The organism is Paenibacillus senegalimassiliensis (genome assembly GCF_001486585.1).
Classification (GTDB): Bacteria; Bacillota; Bacilli; order Paenibacillales; family Paenibacillaceae; genus Fontibacillus; species Fontibacillus senegalimassiliensis.
This window is the reverse complement of sequence record NZ_LN909043.1, coordinates 115,682-130,590: the sequence shown is the minus strand read 5'-3', so window position 1 is coordinate 130,590 and position 14,909 is coordinate 115,682. Positions and strand designations below refer to the sequence as shown.

Below are 14,909 nucleotides of genomic sequence, written 5' to 3'. Positions count from 1 at the left end.
CTGAGTGTAAGAATTGATTTATTTTAATTGTATTAGTTCTTCGTGCGGATACTTCGATCCGAAGAAGTACGAATAAAATCCCCATGCCGTTTGGACATCCTCCATCGAAACAGATAACAGCTCTGCTTGTTGCTTGAAACTGTCATACACTTCAGGTTTGTTAGCCATTAACACAAAAATCTTCGGCAACAGTGACAGTGGCGTATCTTGAACTACGTTCTTTTCAGTTCGTAAAAATCCTCCGTTGATTACCTTTAAGAGTCCATATCTCAGCAGAAATCCTAACTTCTTGCATGTTCCTGTATATGACAATCCATATAACTTAGTTATTTCTTTTTTCGTCAATCTACAGATATTATCTTTGTCTGTATTATCCTCAATGATTTTGAGCAATCTCTCATAGCCAGTTATTGTGTCACGGATCTTTTGTAAGCCATCCATTACCTTTCCTCCTATTCCCTCTGCTGAATCAGCTTGATTTTTTATTGCTATTATATCAGCATGAAATAAAAATAAGGAGATAGCTTTTTTACTCACATTAAAATGGAAGGAAACTGGCTCAATTGTGAACGAAAACGACTAATAATTCATGTCCTTGAAAGGATAAAAATTCCTGAGAAAAGCAAGAATCGGCATATATACTGGCTGGGGAATGCTTGAGTAAAATCTTGAACCAACTGCTTTCAATCCCCAAAATCCTTAATTAGCCTGAGTTTATGATTGGGAAACTCCTGCTTTGATGGTTTTAGGGATGAAAAAAAGACTGGAGGGGCTGGTCGCGAAAAGCGGTAACCAGGTTCTAGTCTTTGGTGGTTTAGGGACAGTTAATTTGAAATTAATCAGGAATTATTAGTTAGTTAAAATACCGCTGCCGCATCGCCTCATACAGCAATACCGATGCAGCCATTGCCACGTTCAGCGATTCGGCTTGGCCGCGCATCGGAATAATGAGGCCGTCGTCCATCAGGTCCCGCACCTCCGGGCTCAGACCGCTGCCTTCGCTGCCGAACAGCAGCCACACCGGCTGTGTAAAGTCATAGGCGTAGCAGTTCGCTGCCGCCTGCAGGCTGGTGCCCGCCAGCCGGATGCCCCGCTGCTTCGCATGCGGGAGCAATTCCGCCAAGTTGCCGTGGACCACCGGCAAGTGGAACCCCGAGCCCATGGTGGCGCGCAGCACCTTGGGCCCGTACACGTCGGCGCAGCCTGCGCCGACGATCACCCCATCCGCACCGACCGCATCGGCGCTGCGGATAATTGTGCCGACGTTGCCGGGGTCCTGCACGCCGTCGAGCACAACCACCAGGCTGCGCTCCTTGCCCAGGAGCGCTTCTGCCGTCCTGCGGTCTTTGCGCAGGACCGCGAACACCGGCTGCGGCGACTTCGTATCGCTGCACTTCGCAATCACGGCGGCCGAGACACCAGTCCACTGGATGTCCAGCCCCGCCGAGGCCACCTCGCGCAGCTCCTGCGGAATGCCGCGCTCCACGTCATAGCAGACGCATTCGATGTCCGCCTGCGCCCGCAATGCTTCTTGAACGAGGTGAATGCCCTCGATCACATATTTTCCCTGCTTGTCCCGGTTCTTCTTCTCAAGCAGCCCTGCCCATTCCTTGACGCGAGGGTTCTGTGGAGACAATATATCCATACCCGGCCCATCCTTCTATCTCATTTGGAATTTTGGCTTAGCCCTTGGCATAAGCCAGTTCCAGCTTGGTTAAATCATTTTTCTCCCCGACGATAACCAGCACGTCTTCCTCTGTCAGACGATCCGTGGCTGCGGGAGAAATATTCATCTTGGTATCACGTTTGATCGCCATGACATTACAGCCATAACGCGCCCGGATATCAAGCTCTTTGAGATTCTTGCCAACCATTGCCCGTGGCACACTCATCTCCACGATGCTGTATTCTTCGGACAATTCAATGTAATCCAGAATGTTCGGCGAGGTCAAATGATGCGCCACCCGCAGCCCCATATCCCGTTCCGGGAACACGACCTTGTCCGCTCCAATCTTTTGCAATACCTTGCCATGCAGCTCGCTTTGCGCCTTCACAACGATCAAAGGCCCACCCAAATCTTTCAAGATTAATGTCGTCAAAATACTCGCTTGAATATCCTCGCCGATCGCTACGACCACCACGTCAAAATTACGAATACCCAGGGCGCGAAGCGCATCTTCATCCGTCGAATCTGCCGAGACCGCATGTGTCACCAAATTGACGACCTCCTGCGTGCGATGCTCGTCCGAATCAATTGCAAGTACATCAAAGCCCATATTGCTAAGCGCGGTTGCCACGCTTAATCCAAACCGGCCCATGCCGATGACAGCAAACTGTTTTTTTGCTGCACGCGCCATGATTTCACCACCCGATAGCAAATTTCATCCGGTTTAGTATATCACAATCGCTGAGAAACTTGAATTTTCCGGGGAGAGAAAGGGTACATTACAATTGGGCAAGTCACATTTCAAGGAGGGAATTTACGTGCCATCCATTACACTCGATTTGCGTCAAGCGATCATGCATAAGGTACACGGTCAGGATGAGCAAGGCTTGCGCGATATGATCGAAGGATCCATCGATGCACAAGAGGCCGCGCTCCCGGGGCTTGGGGTTGTATTTGAGGTGATTTGGAAGCATCTCGATGCCTCCAAGCAGAACGAGCTCCTGTCCGTCCTGAAGCAACAAATGGATCGTATCGATCTCAAACCATTGAAATAGAACAAGCCCGCAAAGGCAAAGCCTCCCCGTAACCTTAAATGGGCTACAGGGAGGCTTATTGCCTTTTGCTTATGCAAGGCGGTGATAATATTACGGTGCCATCTCCAGAAATTTGGCGTCCGGATTTTTCTCCATCGCCGTCCGCATGGCATATTCATTCTCGAACAAAGCCACGTAATTGCCTTTCTTGTCCTTCACCAGCGTTGAGTTGACGCGGAACTTGGAAGGATCAACCTTCTCGGCCACAATCCAACGGGCGAACTGGAACGGCATCCGCTGCAACTGTACATCCACCCCGTACTCGCCCTTCATCCGGTACTCAAATACCTCGAATTGGAGTTGACCTACCACGCCCAGAAGCGTATCTTCAAACCCCACCGTTGTGAACACCTGAATCGTGCCCTCTTCGGTCAGTTGATCAATCCCTTTTTGATATTGCTTATGCTTCAACGCATTTTTGACCGTCACCTTGGCGAAGATCTCCGGGGAGAAGGTTGGCAGTTCGTCAAACACCACTTCCCCGCCTTGGCTGAGCGAATCCCCAATACGGAAAATGCCCGGGTCAAACAGCCCGATAATATCGCCCGGGTAAGCTTCTGTAACGATATCGCGATCCTGTGCCAAAAATTGCTGCGGCTGAGCCAGCTTGATATCTTTGCCAGCTCGCACATGCTTGACCAACATCCCCCGCTCGAACTTGCCTGATACGATACGCAGGAAAGCAATCCGATCCCGATGCGCCGGGTTCATATTGGCCTGAATTTTGAACACATAGCCCGTGAACTTCTCGTTCGTTGGTTCAACCGTACCTTGAATGCTGTGGCGTGGTTCAGGCTTGGGTGCAAGCTCCAAGAAATTGTCCAGGAACGTCTGCACGCCGAAATTGTTCACCGCACTGCCGAAGAACACCGGGGTTAACTCCCCGCGCTTCACCTTCTCCAGATCAAACGGATCACCCGCAACATCCAGCAACTCCAAATCCTGACAAAGTTGATCATGGAGATATTCCCCAGCCATCTCACGAATAACCGGGTCCTGGTAGTTATCTACCTTCTGGACCTGAATCTTGTCATGATCATCGCCTTGAAATAACTCCACCTGGTTCTTCATCCGGTCATAGACGCCCGACAGCTCGCGGCCCATACCGATTGGCCAGTTCATGGGTACAGAGCGAATGCCCAGCACCTGCTCAATCTCCTCCATCAGGTCAAAGGGAGAACGCCCTTCCCGGTCTAACTTATTAATGAAGGTGAAAATAGGAATACCACGCTTGGCACACACCTGAAACAGCTTGATCGTCTGTGCTTCCACGCCCTTGGCCACGTCAATCAGCATGACGGCACTATCGGCTGCTGTCAGCGTACGGTAGGTATCCTCACTGAAATCCTGGTGACCCGGGGTATCCAGAATGTTTACCCGATGTCCATTATAATCAAACTGCATGACGGAAGAAGTCACGGAAATCCCCCGTTGCTTCTCAATCTCCATCCAGTCACTGGTCGCGTGCTTGCTCGCTTTCCGCGCCTTGACCGAACCGGCCAGACGAATCGCGCCACCGAACAGCAGCAGCTTCTCGGTCAACGTCGTTTTCCCGGCATCCGGGTGGGAAATGATAGCAAACGTGCGGCGTTTGTCGACTTCCTGCTGCAGCACTTGGTCCAATCCTTTACTCATGCTCACGTTCCTCTCGATTCACAAAGTCACAGCCTCTATTGTAACATATTTTGACCTGTTCTACGCAGCGCCAATTCGTCACTTCCAGTTTTCGCGGATAAACTCATCCCGTCCTGACTGCTCCCGGTCTTCCTTGTAGTGTTTCGGGTTCTTCTTGTGATAATCCTGGTGGTATTCCTCTGCCTCATAAAAGGTCACCGCTGGCAAAATTTCCGTAACCACCGGCTTGTCGAACCGCCCACTGTTCTCTAACTCCTGCCTGGATACCAGTGCAAGCTCCCGTTGCCGTTCATTGTGATAGAAGATCGCCGTTCTGTATTGCGGCCCTCGATCCTGAAACTGCCCTTCTGCATCCGTCGGATCAATCTGTGGCCAATACAGCTCAAGTAATTTTTCATATGGAAAAATTTCCGGATCAAACGTAATCTGCACCACCTCATAGTGCCCCGTCGTCCCTGTCTTCACATCTTCATAAGTAGGGTTGTCCTTCGTACCCCCGCTATATCCCGATACGATGCCCCCGATGCCCGGCAATTCCTCAAAAGGCGTCACCATGCACCAGAAACATCCGCCCGCAAAAGTCGCCTTCTGCATATGTCCCATCTATATCACTTTCCTTTCTATATCTGACTAAAACAACAAATCTAAGTAAAGCATTCGGCAGGTAACAGTTCTAAGTCAAACAGCTACCTTTTGGGGAACGACAAGCTCGCCAGTTTGCACAAAGCAAAAAAATCCGAGTATCCCTCGGAGCAATAGTCAGCCTAAGTGTAGTTCACCTAGATTAGCCGATTAGCCGCAAATTAGCCGGAAATCATCCAACTAATACCGGGTTCTTTCGCCATCATAAACAATTAGCAGGAATTCCTCCATATATTTTTGCCCAAATCACCAGAAATGGACAAAAAACACTGATTTATAGGGAGGTTTTCCTGCTAAATATGAAAAAACAACAAATTTCCGCAAATTAGCAGGAGGATTTCCCACTAGTGTTCATAAGTGCGCACCTGATCATTCACATATCGGGGCCCTGGTCCTCCGCTTGGTACTTACGGCCTCGGTGTTCCCGGCCACGCTGCCCATTGCCATGCGGCCATGCTGCTACTCACCGTTACCCTTGGCGAATCCAGATGACGTTGTCTTCCTCCTGACCGTTGACCGGCCACCAGTGGAAGCCATCTTGTGCCAGCAGATCGTCGGCCGCCGTTGGCCCCCAGGAGCCTGCCGGGTAAGTCAGAATATCAGACGGCTTCTGTGCCCAAGCCGACGCAATCCGGTCCACAAACGCCCAGGCCGTCGCCACTTCGTCCCAACGAGTGAAGTAAGTCGAATCGCCCTGCGCCGCATCATGAATCAACCGTTCATAAGCTTCTGGCGAGTTGATGCCGATGAGGCAGCTTTGGCAGAATTCCATAGCCAGCGGCTCAATCTTCGATTCCGAGCCCGGCTTCTTGGCATTAATCTTGATGTAAATGCCCTCCATCGGGTTAACGCGGATGACCAGCAAGTTTGGCTCCAGCGTATGCTTTTGCCCCAAATACACGTTAGTTGGCATCTGCTTGAACTCTACAACCACTTCGGTTGTTTTGACCGGCAGTCTCTTGCCCGTGCGGATATAGAATGGTACCCCGGCCCAGCGGAAGTTATCGACAAATACCTTTGCCGCAAAATATGTTTCCGTATTGGAGCCCGAATCAACCTTATCTTCCTCGCGATAACCTGGCAACTCCTTGCCATTGCTCTCTCCTGCGGCGTACTGACCACGCACGACATGAGCTTGTACCTCTTCCTCGGATGCGTATGAACGCAGCGAACGCAGTACCTTCACCTTCTCATCGCGGATATCCTCCGCAACCAATCGGCTAGGCGGCTCCATCGCAATCATCGTCAGCATTTGCAGCATATGATTTTGCCCCATGTCCCTCAAGGCCCCTGCATGGTCATAATAGCCACCGCGTTCTTCTACGCCTACCGTTTCACTCAGCGTAATCTGAATGTTGGCAATATGCTTATTGTTCCACAACGGTTCGAAGAAGGCATTAGCGAAGCGAATCACTTCGATATTTTGCACCATTTCCTTACCAAGGTAATGGTCAATTCGGTAAATTTCCTCTTCCTTGAAGACCTGGCTAAGCTCTTCGTTCAGCTTGTGGGCCGATTGCAGGTCATAGCCAAATGGCTTCTCGATAACCAGCCGATGCCAGCCCTCGCTGCTTAACATGCCACCCTTCTGGAGATTAAACGATACACTACCGAACAATTCGGGAGCCAGCGCCAAGTAGAACAAACGATTTCCTGGAATGGAGAAACGTGCCTCCACAGATTCTGTCAGTTCGCGCAATTCGCAATAACCGTCAATATCGTTAATGTCCAGTGACTTGTAAGAGAAGTGCCCGGCAAAACGATTCCAATGGTCCGTATCCTCAATCTTATAGCGGCAGAATTCATTGATGGAGCGGTACAAATCCTCGCGGAATTCTTCCTCCGAGCGTGGTCGACGTGCTACGCCGATTACGGCAAAATCCTCAGCCAGCTTACCTTCCCGATACAATGAATAAATAGCAGGGAACAGCTTGCGGCGCGCCAAATCGCCGGTTGCTCCAAATATGAAAAATACCGCCCCTGGGGTTTGAACAGCTTCCTGAGTTATATTTTCAGCCATGGCTCCTCATTCTTTCTATGTAATATAGTGTATTTTTATTCAATTCCCGATCAAGGACATGCATTTACATGGCATCACGGGACGTGATGCCATTTTAGCATATTCGCTTCAGGGATGCTATTAAATTCATTACAGACTGAAGTTCCTTTTTTCGAAATGCGCTATCACAATATGGCCCTTCTCCTGTAGATTAGGAATTATCGGACATCCAGGTTGCATCGACCTCATCCCAGATCACATAACCTTCCGCTGTTTGGGCCTCTACAAATCCCGCCATCTCACGCAGATCATAGCAAATCGGATGATGGCTGGCCGCAATAATCAGGTTGCTCATATCCGTAGAATGCTCAGCCGGCAAGGAGAATACCTGTACGTAATTCATCACGGTCTTCAATGTGGAGACGATCGCCTCAATCAGCCTGTCACCCCTGCCCCGGCCAAAAGCATTCATCAGAAGCAGCCCTTCCGGGCCAAGCTTGTCTACTGCCAACTGGAAAAATTCCTTGGAGATCAAATGCCGAGGTGTTCCCTTCTCGGTGAAAGCATCCACCATGAGAGCATCATATGTCCCCGCTGCCTCCCGCTCTAACAGAAGTCTGCCATCGCCGATCATAACCTCAGGACCGTTATAGTCAAAATAAGCCGTCCCAATCTTCACAACCCGCTCATCAATTTCGGCAATCTTCACATCCACATTAGGCCCTAAATGCCAGGATAGCGTACCAATTCCTTGACCAATCATAAACACTTGGCCGCCTTCCATCACTTGTTGCTTGAATAAATGAAGCATCGCACGTGGATATTCTAGTATGATCCGTTCCGGACAGTTTAAGTCCATTGCGCCCTGCACCGCCTGGCTAGCGAATTCAAGCACGCGAAACCGACCCTCTTCCCCATAAAGCTCATGGGTGTCATAGACTGTTATTTCCGCATATGGACTCTGAGCGCGGAGTAATATCTTCTTCAAACCTGTTCCCCCTATTAGGTTAAAAAGCGTGATGAACCAAGCAACGCCTGTTTGGGCATCACGCTGTTAATACTCCACCGTGAGCAGCGGCGAACCGAAGGATATTTCGTTCAGGCCCGTCCCGCTGTTCAGGTGCACCGCCATTTGCAGGTTCACCGGCTGTTCACCGCTCATTGCTGTAATGGCCCACCCCTTTACGGAATAGGTCCGACTCACCGTCAATTCCTCGGCGAATTCCTCAACAGGCTTCAGCTTCATACGAAGCGTCTTCTGCTCCTGAATCCTCTTCTCCAATTGATCCAGCGTTTGCTCAGGGTTTTGGGTTCTACCCTCCTCCGAGCCATTTGCTCCAGGCCAGGTTATGCCCTGGACTGCAGCATTCCACTGAACTTCCACTCCTTCGTCGGCCAAAGACTCTCCGCTCAGGCTTTGCACAGTCTCCAAGCGGTTCAACCCTTCAGCACTGCCTCCCGTACTCTCCAGTCTTAGAAGAATATAGTATCCTCCGCTGGCCCGGACTGTCACAGTTAAATGAGCCGGGACTCCCTCTATAGAATCGGCTGCTTGATATGCTTCATGTGCCATCTCTAGCACTTGCTTCGGAGCAGGCAAGCCCAGCCGGCTTGAGAGTGCACCCGCCGCTTCCTCGGGAGACAGCAGTGTTGGCCAGACTCCTTGCCATTTGACCGTCATTTTGAAAGATTGCTCCGATGTACTACGCCCCATCTCATGCAGTATCGTTAGTTGTTTCTGGGCTTCCGCAACCTGATCAGCGGTTGGCATTGCCTCGTCATTCTGAGCGATTCGCTGTAAACCCGCCAGTAGCAGCAGGCCAATGATGAACCATAGAATACCCTTCCACAACTTGCGATTAGGCATTTATATCCGCACCTCCGGTGTCGGTGATAAAATCTCTTTGAAGAGATGATTCGCCACCCACCCGGGCAAATCCCTGCATTTCTCCTGACAAAAAAAGGATTGACGCAAATTACTCCGCCAAACCATTTTTATAAGCGTAAATGGCTGCCTGGGTACGATCTTCCACGCCCAGCTTCGCCAAAATATTTGTCACATGGAATTTAACCGTCTTGATGCCAATAATCAAGTCATCCGCAATATCCTGATTGGACTTGCCCTGGGCCAATAGCCGTAACACATCCATTTCGCGTTCCGTCAATTCCTCATGTGCAGGCGCCTCTTTCTTGGGCTGGCGGAATCGATTCATCATTTTGGATGCTACCTGGGATTCAAGCACAGATTGTCCCCGGCTCGCCGCACGAATGGCCTCGGCAATTTCGGACGCACGGGATGTTTTGAGCAAGTAGCTGAAGGCACCGGCTTCAATAACGGGATACATCTTCTCATCATCCAGATAACTGGTTAGCACAATGACCTTGCACTCCGGATGCAGTTGCAGCAGTTGCCGGGTAGCTTCAATCCCGTCCATTCCGTCCATGACCAAGTCCATCAGGACAACATCTGGCCGATACTCCTGCGCTAACCGAATCCCTTCTTCCCCGCTGCTCGCTTCTCCAACCACCTCAATGCCATCCTCCGTACCAAGTACGGCAGCCAAGCCGATCCTCACCATTTCATGATCATCTACAAGCAGTACCTTGATATCCTTATCTTCCATCTCCATAACTGATCTCCCCTCCGATCTCCTCATTGATTAATGGTACCGTAATATCGATTCGGGTCCCTTTACCAGGGGCCGTAATCAGTTGAATGGAGCCGCCGATTTCATGTATTCTCTCCTGCATCGTGGACAAGCCATAGGAGGCTTGCTTCTTGTCGTCAAGCTCAAACCCGATTCCGTTATCTCGCAGCGTCACCTTGACCGCATCGCCCCGGCGGTGAATGCGAATTTCCATCTTATCCGCCTTGGCATGGCGAAGCGTGTTGGACATCGCCTCCTGAATGATGCGGAACAAGTGGTTCTCGATGCCCTTGCCCAGACTCAGGTCCTCGTCAATGTCCAATGCCAAATCCATTGGCACCTTGGTCTTGAGTTCACGCACCAAGTCGTGCAGGCCTTGGGACAATTCCTTGCCTTCAAGGTAGACCGGTCGCAAATGCAGCAATAGAGCACGCATCTCAGATTGGGCCACAGAAGCCATTTCTTCTATTAGTTCTACTTGGCGCTGCGCCTTGTCAAAATCCTTATCCAGTGTACGACCCACGGCCGTTGCTGTCATCGAGATGGCAAATAGCTGCTGCGATACCGCATCATGCAACTCGCGAGCCAGCCGCTGCCGCTCTTCTACAATCGCCGAGACACGGGCCTGCTCCGCCAACTGAGCATTGTGTGTAGAGAGCCGCTGCAAGGAGGATACCTGCTCCTCCCACCGCTTGCCAATCCGCTCCAGTTGTTCGGCTAGTCGCCCGAGTTCATCTTCCCCAAGCTTCGGCACAGCGCCGGTCTGATTGCCCTTCTCCCATTGCAAGAGGGCATCTCTTAATCCATCGATCTGGCGTTTGGGTCGGTAGCCCTGAATCAATCCATATGCTGTACCGATAATCAGCAACAAGGACAAGAGCGTAATCCCTGCCCCAACCGCCGTTCTCCACGAAGGTTGCGGCCGGAAGTAACCATATGTATACAGCACGTAGAAGGTAGCTGCCATAATCACAACTGACAGGAGAAAACCTCCTCGCATGCTGCGGGATACCATATTGCTTGGTTTTTTTAACTTCATGCGGGACGCTCCTCCTGTCTTTAAGTTAAACGTATATCAACATCGCCTACAAGATAGGAAACAATAATTTTCACTTTTTGGTCACGCAGCTCATAGTTGGGCGACTTCCAATATAGCCGGTTCATCATGCCCGTATCTTTCTTCTGACTGAAATCAATCTGCCCGAACAAGACGAAGGCCTCAATCTCCACCCCATAATCCTCAGGAATAACCAGATCGACATCACCGACGATCCCTTGGAACATCAACACATTCTGCTGGCCTTCGACTATTGCCAGAGACAAGTCGATATCCAACTCGCCGAGAATATGCCACATGCTTGTATTTCTTAGTGTCCACGGGTCACGATCCCAATGGATGCTGGCCGTAATGTTCTGCTTCTGCAAATAATTGCCTTGCGGCTGGGTTTTGCGTATTTTAGCATAATAAAATCCTAATGAAATCATCAGAACCGCCACGACGAGCATAAAATGATCCAACAGAATCATACCGCTACCGATCGCGAGGAAAATGTATCCCTGCTTGACCGATTCACCTAACCGTATTTTGTAGATGCCATAAGCGATAAATGCGAGGGCGACGATGGTAAAGAAGCTCAACCAATTCCCGAAAATCAACAGTACGCCAAGTCCAATCAACCCGATGGCCAGGAACTTTTTCCGTTTATCCATGCCGCACCTCCTTCCAGGCTCAAAAGTCGGAAAAGCCATACCGGCAGGGGACTGACACCCTGCCGTATGGCTTCGCCAGTATTTAGAATACCACAATGCCCTGTGGACGTGTAGTTATTCCTTATCTTCCTTCTGCGGGGAGGAAGGAGCCAATTTAGATTTCAACGCCTCAAGCTGCGCATCTACCTTCAATTGCTTCTCGGCCTCCGCCGGACTGATGTATGTCGAAGAGGAATTGTCACGGTAAACGATGCCAGATACTTCGGCCTCCGCTTCCAATTGCATGATCTTCTCTTCCATACGGTGGAATCCCAGCGAAGCGTTGCCACTCTCAATCGTATGCAAGCTGCTGATTTGGGACATTTGCTTTCTGGCTTTAGCCATCTGTGCACGGCTCACCAGTTCATTACGCTTGTTGCGCAGCTTGTAGAACTCATCCTTCATCTCATGCAATTGTTGCTTGAGTTCAGCAGCTTGAGCTTCTGCACCTGCATGAAGCTCGGCAAACTCAGTTTGCTTTTGATCGTAATGAATTTTTTCCTCCAACATTTTGCGAGCTACTTCTTCTTGACCGTTGCGGAGAGCAACTTCCGCTTGTGCTTCCCGCTGTCCGGAGATACGTGCAGCTTCATCCAACCGTTGCTTCATCCGGCGTTCGTTAGCCATTTGCTTGGCTACCGTAACCTCGGCGTCACGAATTTCCGCCTCCATATCGCGCAAATATTGATTCAACATCACAATCGGATCTTCTACCTTATCCAACAAATCGTTAACCGACGCCTTCGTAATATCCTTTATTCTTTGAAATACTCCCATAGTTTACACTTCTCCCTTCTCGTAGTTGGAAAGCTTCTTACGCAGCTCTTCCAGTTCTTTCTTCATGGCTTTCTTCTCGATATCTTGCATCATGGAATCCAGATTGGACGCTTCTCCAGCACCGAAGCCTGTTTTCGGGGCACCGGAGCTATATTGCGGGGGCGGCGTTCCAAAAGAATTTCCTGCGTTATTTCCATATGGCGACTGTCCGCTAAACCGGGCATCATTGTAATTTCTGTTCTGCGGTCCATAGTTCTGGTAACCGCCTCCTGCCCATCCTCCTGAATAAGGATCTTGGGGGTAGTACGGTTCCTTCGAAACAACCAGTGCGGCGATAAAGTAGATGAACAGTGTCGTCCCACCGGTGAAGAAGAAGCTAATGACCAAGAGTAGTCGCAAAATGCCCGAGTTAAAGCCGAAGTATTCGCCCAGTCCGCCCATCAGTCCGCTAATCCAGCGGTCTCTTCTGGAACGGTACAGTCTCTTTCCCATCCGGCTCACTCTCCTTTTTTGCTATCCAGCTTTTGCTTCAAGCGAGAAAGCTCTTGCTCCAGCGAGGATTGGATGACAGAGCCGGCCTGGTTCATAAAATCCTGACCCGATCTACGCAATTCGCGCAAGCTCCGGGCTTCCCATTCCATATCGGAGACCCGATCCTCCAGACGGTTGAACATTTTCGGCACATCTTGCATACCAGCACCATTCATCCGTTGGTTCATGCGTTGCTGCAGACGAAGCGTCTCCATTCTCGCGTAATAATACTGACGTTTGCTATATACAGCCTGATATTCGGTCTTAAGCTCATTTAACTGGGCTTCCAGCTCCTGCAAGGATTCGAGGCTTTGAGTGTAAAGTTCGGAATATTGCTCGATCTTCTCCTCATATAACATCTTCTCTTGCAAGGCCAGCTTAGCCAAATGTTCCTCTTCTGCCTTAAGGGCCAGCAGAGCTTGCTCTTCGCGCTTATCGCACATCGCTCTGGCATGATCTACCTGCTGCTTCATTTGCTTGGCATGCCCGGCATATTGATGATGAAGCTTCTCCGCCTCCGTGATCTCCTGCCGCGTCTCGATCAGGAACTGATCAATCAAGCGTACCGGATCCTGGGACTGTTCCAACTTCTCATTCAATGTTGCTACTGTTATGTCTCGTACCCGACGAAATACACTCATGACAACCTTCCCTTCTAACCTTTCGGTCCTCATTCAAGTTAACATTATCTATACAACGTTTAGTAACTCCGTCTCCCTCGCAGGGTGGAAATACCATATACAATTAATCCGATACCCAGCAGTGGAACAATCAGCCAAGCCAGCTTGGACATCAGCATGATCGCCCCCAGGATCAAGACAAGCCAGCCGAAGAAGGCGTTGCCCCGGCGAATCCCGTAATAGCCGAGACCGATCATTACGACCGCGATTAACAGTCCGAACAGGCTCCCCAGGAAGGGGGTCAGTTTGCCCAGTAATATCAAAGCACCCAGGGCAATAAGTACAAAAGCGAATACATTGGGTCGATTGGTTCTCATTGATTTATCACCGCCTCTCATTGAATCAACCTTATGTCTTTATTTTAGGTAAGTTACGGAGTTTCCAAAACGGACCGGGGACGGTTTTTCAACCTAGACCTAAGTCGAGGTACCTCTCAGTCCTAAGGTTTGCCGCATCTTAAAGTGCAGCATTAATCCTGCATATATATATGAAGCATTTCATCCTCATTTCTTTGTGAAAAACCAGGGGGTGTGCTATCCTTAAGGCAGGTAGCTACACTTCGAGGGGGATAACGATGAGAGTTGCTTATCGATCCGGCAAGCTGGCGACAATGGTGGCATTGACGTTGTTCATGGTGTTGTTCCTGCCCGCCCTCTCTCCGATTTCTACATCTGCCGAAACGCCGGAGAGAGAAGCTTACGAAGCAGGTGAACCTGCCCCTCACCAAGTTCCGCTACGGTTGAACTCTGCAACGCCTCAGGGTAAAGGCAAGCTAACGCCTGAGAAAATGCTGTATCCTTCCGATGCGGCGCCTGTACTGGTCTCCCTTGTACTTGTTGCGTCCTGGGTACGCTTTTGGCCTTTATTTTGCCTGATCTTAAAACGGCTATTGCTCTTACCGATTAAATTTATGAGTATGTTCTTAGCTTCAATGAATGCTTAACCTGAATGAACGAGAAACATAAGGAACCAATATACTGGAGGACTGAAGACGATGAATCTCAAAGAAACAGATTTGCCGGGAATCGGTAAAAAATTCGTAGTGGGCACCCGGAGCGGTGAGAACCTGACCATTATTATTCATAATGATGGCCGGCGTGAGCTGTACCATTCCGAGCAAGACAACCCTGACGAAAATCTGTCTATGGTGACTTTGAACGAAGACGAAGCCAAATATGTATCGGCGATTATCGGCGGTGCTACCTATAAACCAACCGCCCTGGAGAACATTGAAGTTGCTTTGGGCGACTTGATTATCGAATGGTACAAACTTGAACCGAAATTTAAAGCCATCGGCAAAACCATTGGTGAATTACAGATTCGTCAGCGTTCCAGAGCCACCATCATCGCCGTGATCGAGAGAAGTCATACCAAGCATATTAATCCTGGACCAGAATTGATGTTGACGGCTGACGCTACAGTTGTCGTGTTAGGCGAACGCCTACATCAACTGCAGGTCAGACAAATATTATTGAATGGGGACTGACC

General features: G+C 49.9%; 18 protein-coding genes. 3 read left to right on the top strand and 15 right to left on the bottom strand.

The genetic code is table 11. The annotated features are described in order from the left end of the window. Nucleotides 1-18 precede the first annotated feature (18 nt). The 3 genes from BN3279_RS04340 to BN3279_RS04330 form a co-directional block, all read right to left on the bottom strand. Nucleotides 19-537: a hypothetical protein gene (locus BN3279_RS04340; RefSeq protein WP_148466808.1), complete on the bottom strand. Its 519-nt coding sequence runs from the start codon at nt 535-537 to the stop codon at nt 19-21. 316 nt (nt 538-853) lie between these two features. Then, complete coding sequence (locus tag BN3279_RS04335; protein ID WP_059049415.1) at nt 854-1,645, bottom strand: TrmH family RNA methyltransferase; 792 nt, start codon at nt 1,643-1,645, stop codon at nt 854-856. Nucleotides 1,646-1,682: 37 nt separating this feature from the next. Then, nucleotides 1,683-2,357, bottom strand: a complete 675-nt coding sequence (locus BN3279_RS04330) for a potassium channel family protein (protein WP_059049414.1) — start codon at nt 2,355-2,357, stop codon at nt 1,683-1,685. 127 nt (nt 2,358-2,484) lie between these two features. Between BN3279_RS04330 and sspI the strand changes: the two genes are divergently transcribed. Beyond that, nucleotides 2,485-2,721 carry a small acid-soluble spore protein SspI gene (sspI, locus tag BN3279_RS04325; RefSeq protein WP_059049413.1) on the top strand — a complete coding sequence of 79 codons (237 nt, stop codon included), beginning with the start codon at nt 2,485-2,487 and terminating at the stop codon, nt 2,719-2,721. Nucleotides 2,722-2,811: 90 nt separating this feature from the next. Here the strand turns inward: sspI and BN3279_RS04320 are convergent, their stop codons facing one another. The 12 genes from BN3279_RS04320 to BN3279_RS04265 all read right to left on the bottom strand — a co-directional run bounded on the left by BN3279_RS04320 (nt 2,812) and on the right by BN3279_RS04265 (nt 13,738). After that, the gene (locus tag BN3279_RS04320; RefSeq protein WP_059049412.1) at nt 2,812-4,395 is read right to left on the bottom strand and encodes a peptide chain release factor 3; all 1,584 of its coding nucleotides are present in this window, start codon (nt 4,393-4,395) and stop codon (nt 2,812-2,814) included. 78 nt (nt 4,396-4,473) lie between these two features. Then, nucleotides 4,474-4,989 (bottom strand): peptide-methionine (S)-S-oxide reductase MsrA, encoded by a 516-nt coding sequence (gene msrA / locus BN3279_RS04315; protein WP_059049674.1) that lies wholly within the window; start codon nt 4,987-4,989, stop codon nt 4,474-4,476. A 517-nt stretch (nt 4,990-5,506) separates the two neighbouring features. Beyond that, complete coding sequence (zwf, locus tag BN3279_RS04310; protein WP_059049411.1) at nt 5,507-7,057, bottom strand: glucose-6-phosphate dehydrogenase; 1,551 nt, start codon at nt 7,055-7,057, stop codon at nt 5,507-5,509. Between the two features lie 190 nt (nt 7,058-7,247). Next, a complete protein-coding gene (locus BN3279_RS04305) occupies nt 7,248-8,024 on the bottom strand; it encodes a spermidine synthase (RefSeq protein ID WP_059049410.1) in 777 nt (258 codons plus the stop codon). A 66-nt stretch (nt 8,025-8,090) separates the two neighbouring features. Next, nucleotides 8,091-8,903 carry a YwmB family TATA-box binding protein gene (locus BN3279_RS04300; RefSeq protein ID WP_059049409.1) on the bottom strand — a complete coding sequence of 271 codons (813 nt, stop codon included), beginning with the start codon at nt 8,901-8,903 and terminating at the stop codon, nt 8,091-8,093. 109 nt (nt 8,904-9,012) lie between these two features. Further along, a complete protein-coding gene (locus BN3279_RS04295; RefSeq protein WP_059049408.1) occupies nt 9,013-9,666 on the bottom strand; it encodes a response regulator in 654 nt (217 codons plus the stop codon). Continuing rightward, complete coding sequence (locus BN3279_RS04290) at nt 9,650-10,723, bottom strand: sensor histidine kinase (RefSeq protein WP_059049407.1); 1,074 nt, start codon at nt 10,721-10,723, stop codon at nt 9,650-9,652. Before BN3279_RS04290 ends, BN3279_RS04295 begins: the two co-directional genes overlap by 17 nt. A gap of 20 nt (nt 10,724-10,743) precedes the next feature. Further along, the gene (liaF, locus tag BN3279_RS04285; RefSeq protein WP_059049406.1) at nt 10,744-11,394 is read right to left on the bottom strand and encodes a cell wall-active antibiotics response protein LiaF; all 651 of its coding nucleotides are present in this window, start codon (nt 11,392-11,394) and stop codon (nt 10,744-10,746) included. Nucleotides 11,395-11,508: 114 nt separating this feature from the next. Further along, nucleotides 11,509-12,210: a PspA/IM30 family protein gene (locus BN3279_RS04280; RefSeq protein WP_059049405.1), complete on the bottom strand. Its 702-nt coding sequence runs from the start codon at nt 12,208-12,210 to the stop codon at nt 11,509-11,511. 3 nt (nt 12,211-12,213) lie between these two features. Then, nucleotides 12,214-12,702: a PspC domain-containing protein gene (locus BN3279_RS04275; RefSeq protein ID WP_059049404.1), complete on the bottom strand. Its 489-nt coding sequence runs from the start codon at nt 12,700-12,702 to the stop codon at nt 12,214-12,216. Between the two features lie 5 nt (nt 12,703-12,707). Next, a complete protein-coding gene (locus BN3279_RS04270) occupies nt 12,708-13,382 on the bottom strand; it encodes a PspA/IM30 family protein (protein ID WP_059049403.1) in 675 nt (224 codons plus the stop codon). Between the two features lie 59 nt (nt 13,383-13,441). Next, the gene (locus tag BN3279_RS04265; protein WP_059049402.1) at nt 13,442-13,738 is read right to left on the bottom strand and encodes a hypothetical protein; all 297 of its coding nucleotides are present in this window, start codon (nt 13,736-13,738) and stop codon (nt 13,442-13,444) included. 257 nt (nt 13,739-13,995) lie between these two features. On the opposite strand from BN3279_RS04265, the gene BN3279_RS04260 reads away from it, so the two are divergent. Both BN3279_RS04260 and BN3279_RS04255 read left to right on the top strand, forming a co-directional pair. Beyond that, complete coding sequence (locus BN3279_RS04260; protein ID WP_059049401.1) at nt 13,996-14,364, top strand: hypothetical protein; 369 nt, start codon at nt 13,996-13,998, stop codon at nt 14,362-14,364. A gap of 51 nt (nt 14,365-14,415) precedes the next feature. Further along, entirely contained in the window at nt 14,416-14,907 is a 492-nt protein-coding gene (locus tag BN3279_RS04255) for a cation:proton antiporter regulatory subunit (RefSeq protein ID WP_059049400.1), read from the top strand. Nucleotides 14,908-14,909 lie beyond the last annotated feature (2 nt).

Excerpts from the sequence above, each read along its gene's own strand:
- BN3279_RS04335 (WP_059049415.1), bottom strand. The coding sequence starts at position 1,645 with ATGGATATATTGTCTCCACAGAACCCTCGCGTCAAGGAATGGGCAGGG.
- BN3279_RS04330 (WP_059049414.1), bottom strand. The coding sequence starts at position 2,357 with ATGGCGCGTGCAGCAAAAAAACAGTTTGCTGTCATCGGCATGGGCCGG.
- BN3279_RS04320 (WP_059049412.1), bottom strand. The coding sequence starts at position 4,395 with ATGAGTAAAGGATTGGACCAAGTGCTGCAGCAGGAAGTCGACAAACGC.
- msrA (WP_059049674.1), bottom strand. The coding sequence starts at position 4,989 with ATGCAGAAGGCGACTTTTGCGGGCGGATGTTTCTGGTGCATGGTGACG.
- zwf (WP_059049411.1), bottom strand. The coding sequence starts at position 7,057 with ATGGCTGAAAATATAACTCAGGAAGCTGTTCAAACCCCAGGGGCGGTA.
- BN3279_RS04300 (WP_059049409.1), bottom strand. The coding sequence starts at position 8,903 with ATGCCTAATCGCAAGTTGTGGAAGGGTATTCTATGGTTCATCATTGGC.
- BN3279_RS04295 (WP_059049408.1), bottom strand. The coding sequence starts at position 9,666 with ATGGAGATGGAAGATAAGGATATCAAGGTACTGCTTGTAGATGATCAT.
- BN3279_RS04290 (WP_059049407.1), bottom strand. The coding sequence starts at position 10,723 with ATGAAGTTAAAAAAACCAAGCAATATGGTATCCCGCAGCATGCGAGGA.
- liaF (WP_059049406.1), bottom strand. The coding sequence starts at position 11,394 with ATGGATAAACGGAAAAAGTTCCTGGCCATCGGGTTGATTGGACTTGGC.
- BN3279_RS04280 (WP_059049405.1), bottom strand. The coding sequence starts at position 12,210 with ATGGGAGTATTTCAAAGAATAAAGGATATTACGAAGGCGTCGGTTAAC.
- BN3279_RS04275 (WP_059049404.1), bottom strand. The coding sequence starts at position 12,702 with ATGGGAAAGAGACTGTACCGTTCCAGAAGAGACCGCTGGATTAGCGGA.
- BN3279_RS04270 (WP_059049403.1), bottom strand. The coding sequence starts at position 13,382 with ATGAGTGTATTTCGTCGGGTACGAGACATAACAGTAGCAACATTGAAT.
- BN3279_RS04265 (WP_059049402.1), bottom strand. The coding sequence starts at position 13,738 with ATGAGAACCAATCGACCCAATGTATTCGCTTTTGTACTTATTGCCCTG.
- BN3279_RS04260 (WP_059049401.1), top strand. The coding sequence starts at position 13,996 with ATGAGAGTTGCTTATCGATCCGGCAAGCTGGCGACAATGGTGGCATTG.
- BN3279_RS04255 (WP_059049400.1), top strand. The coding sequence starts at position 14,416 with ATGAATCTCAAAGAAACAGATTTGCCGGGAATCGGTAAAAAATTCGTA.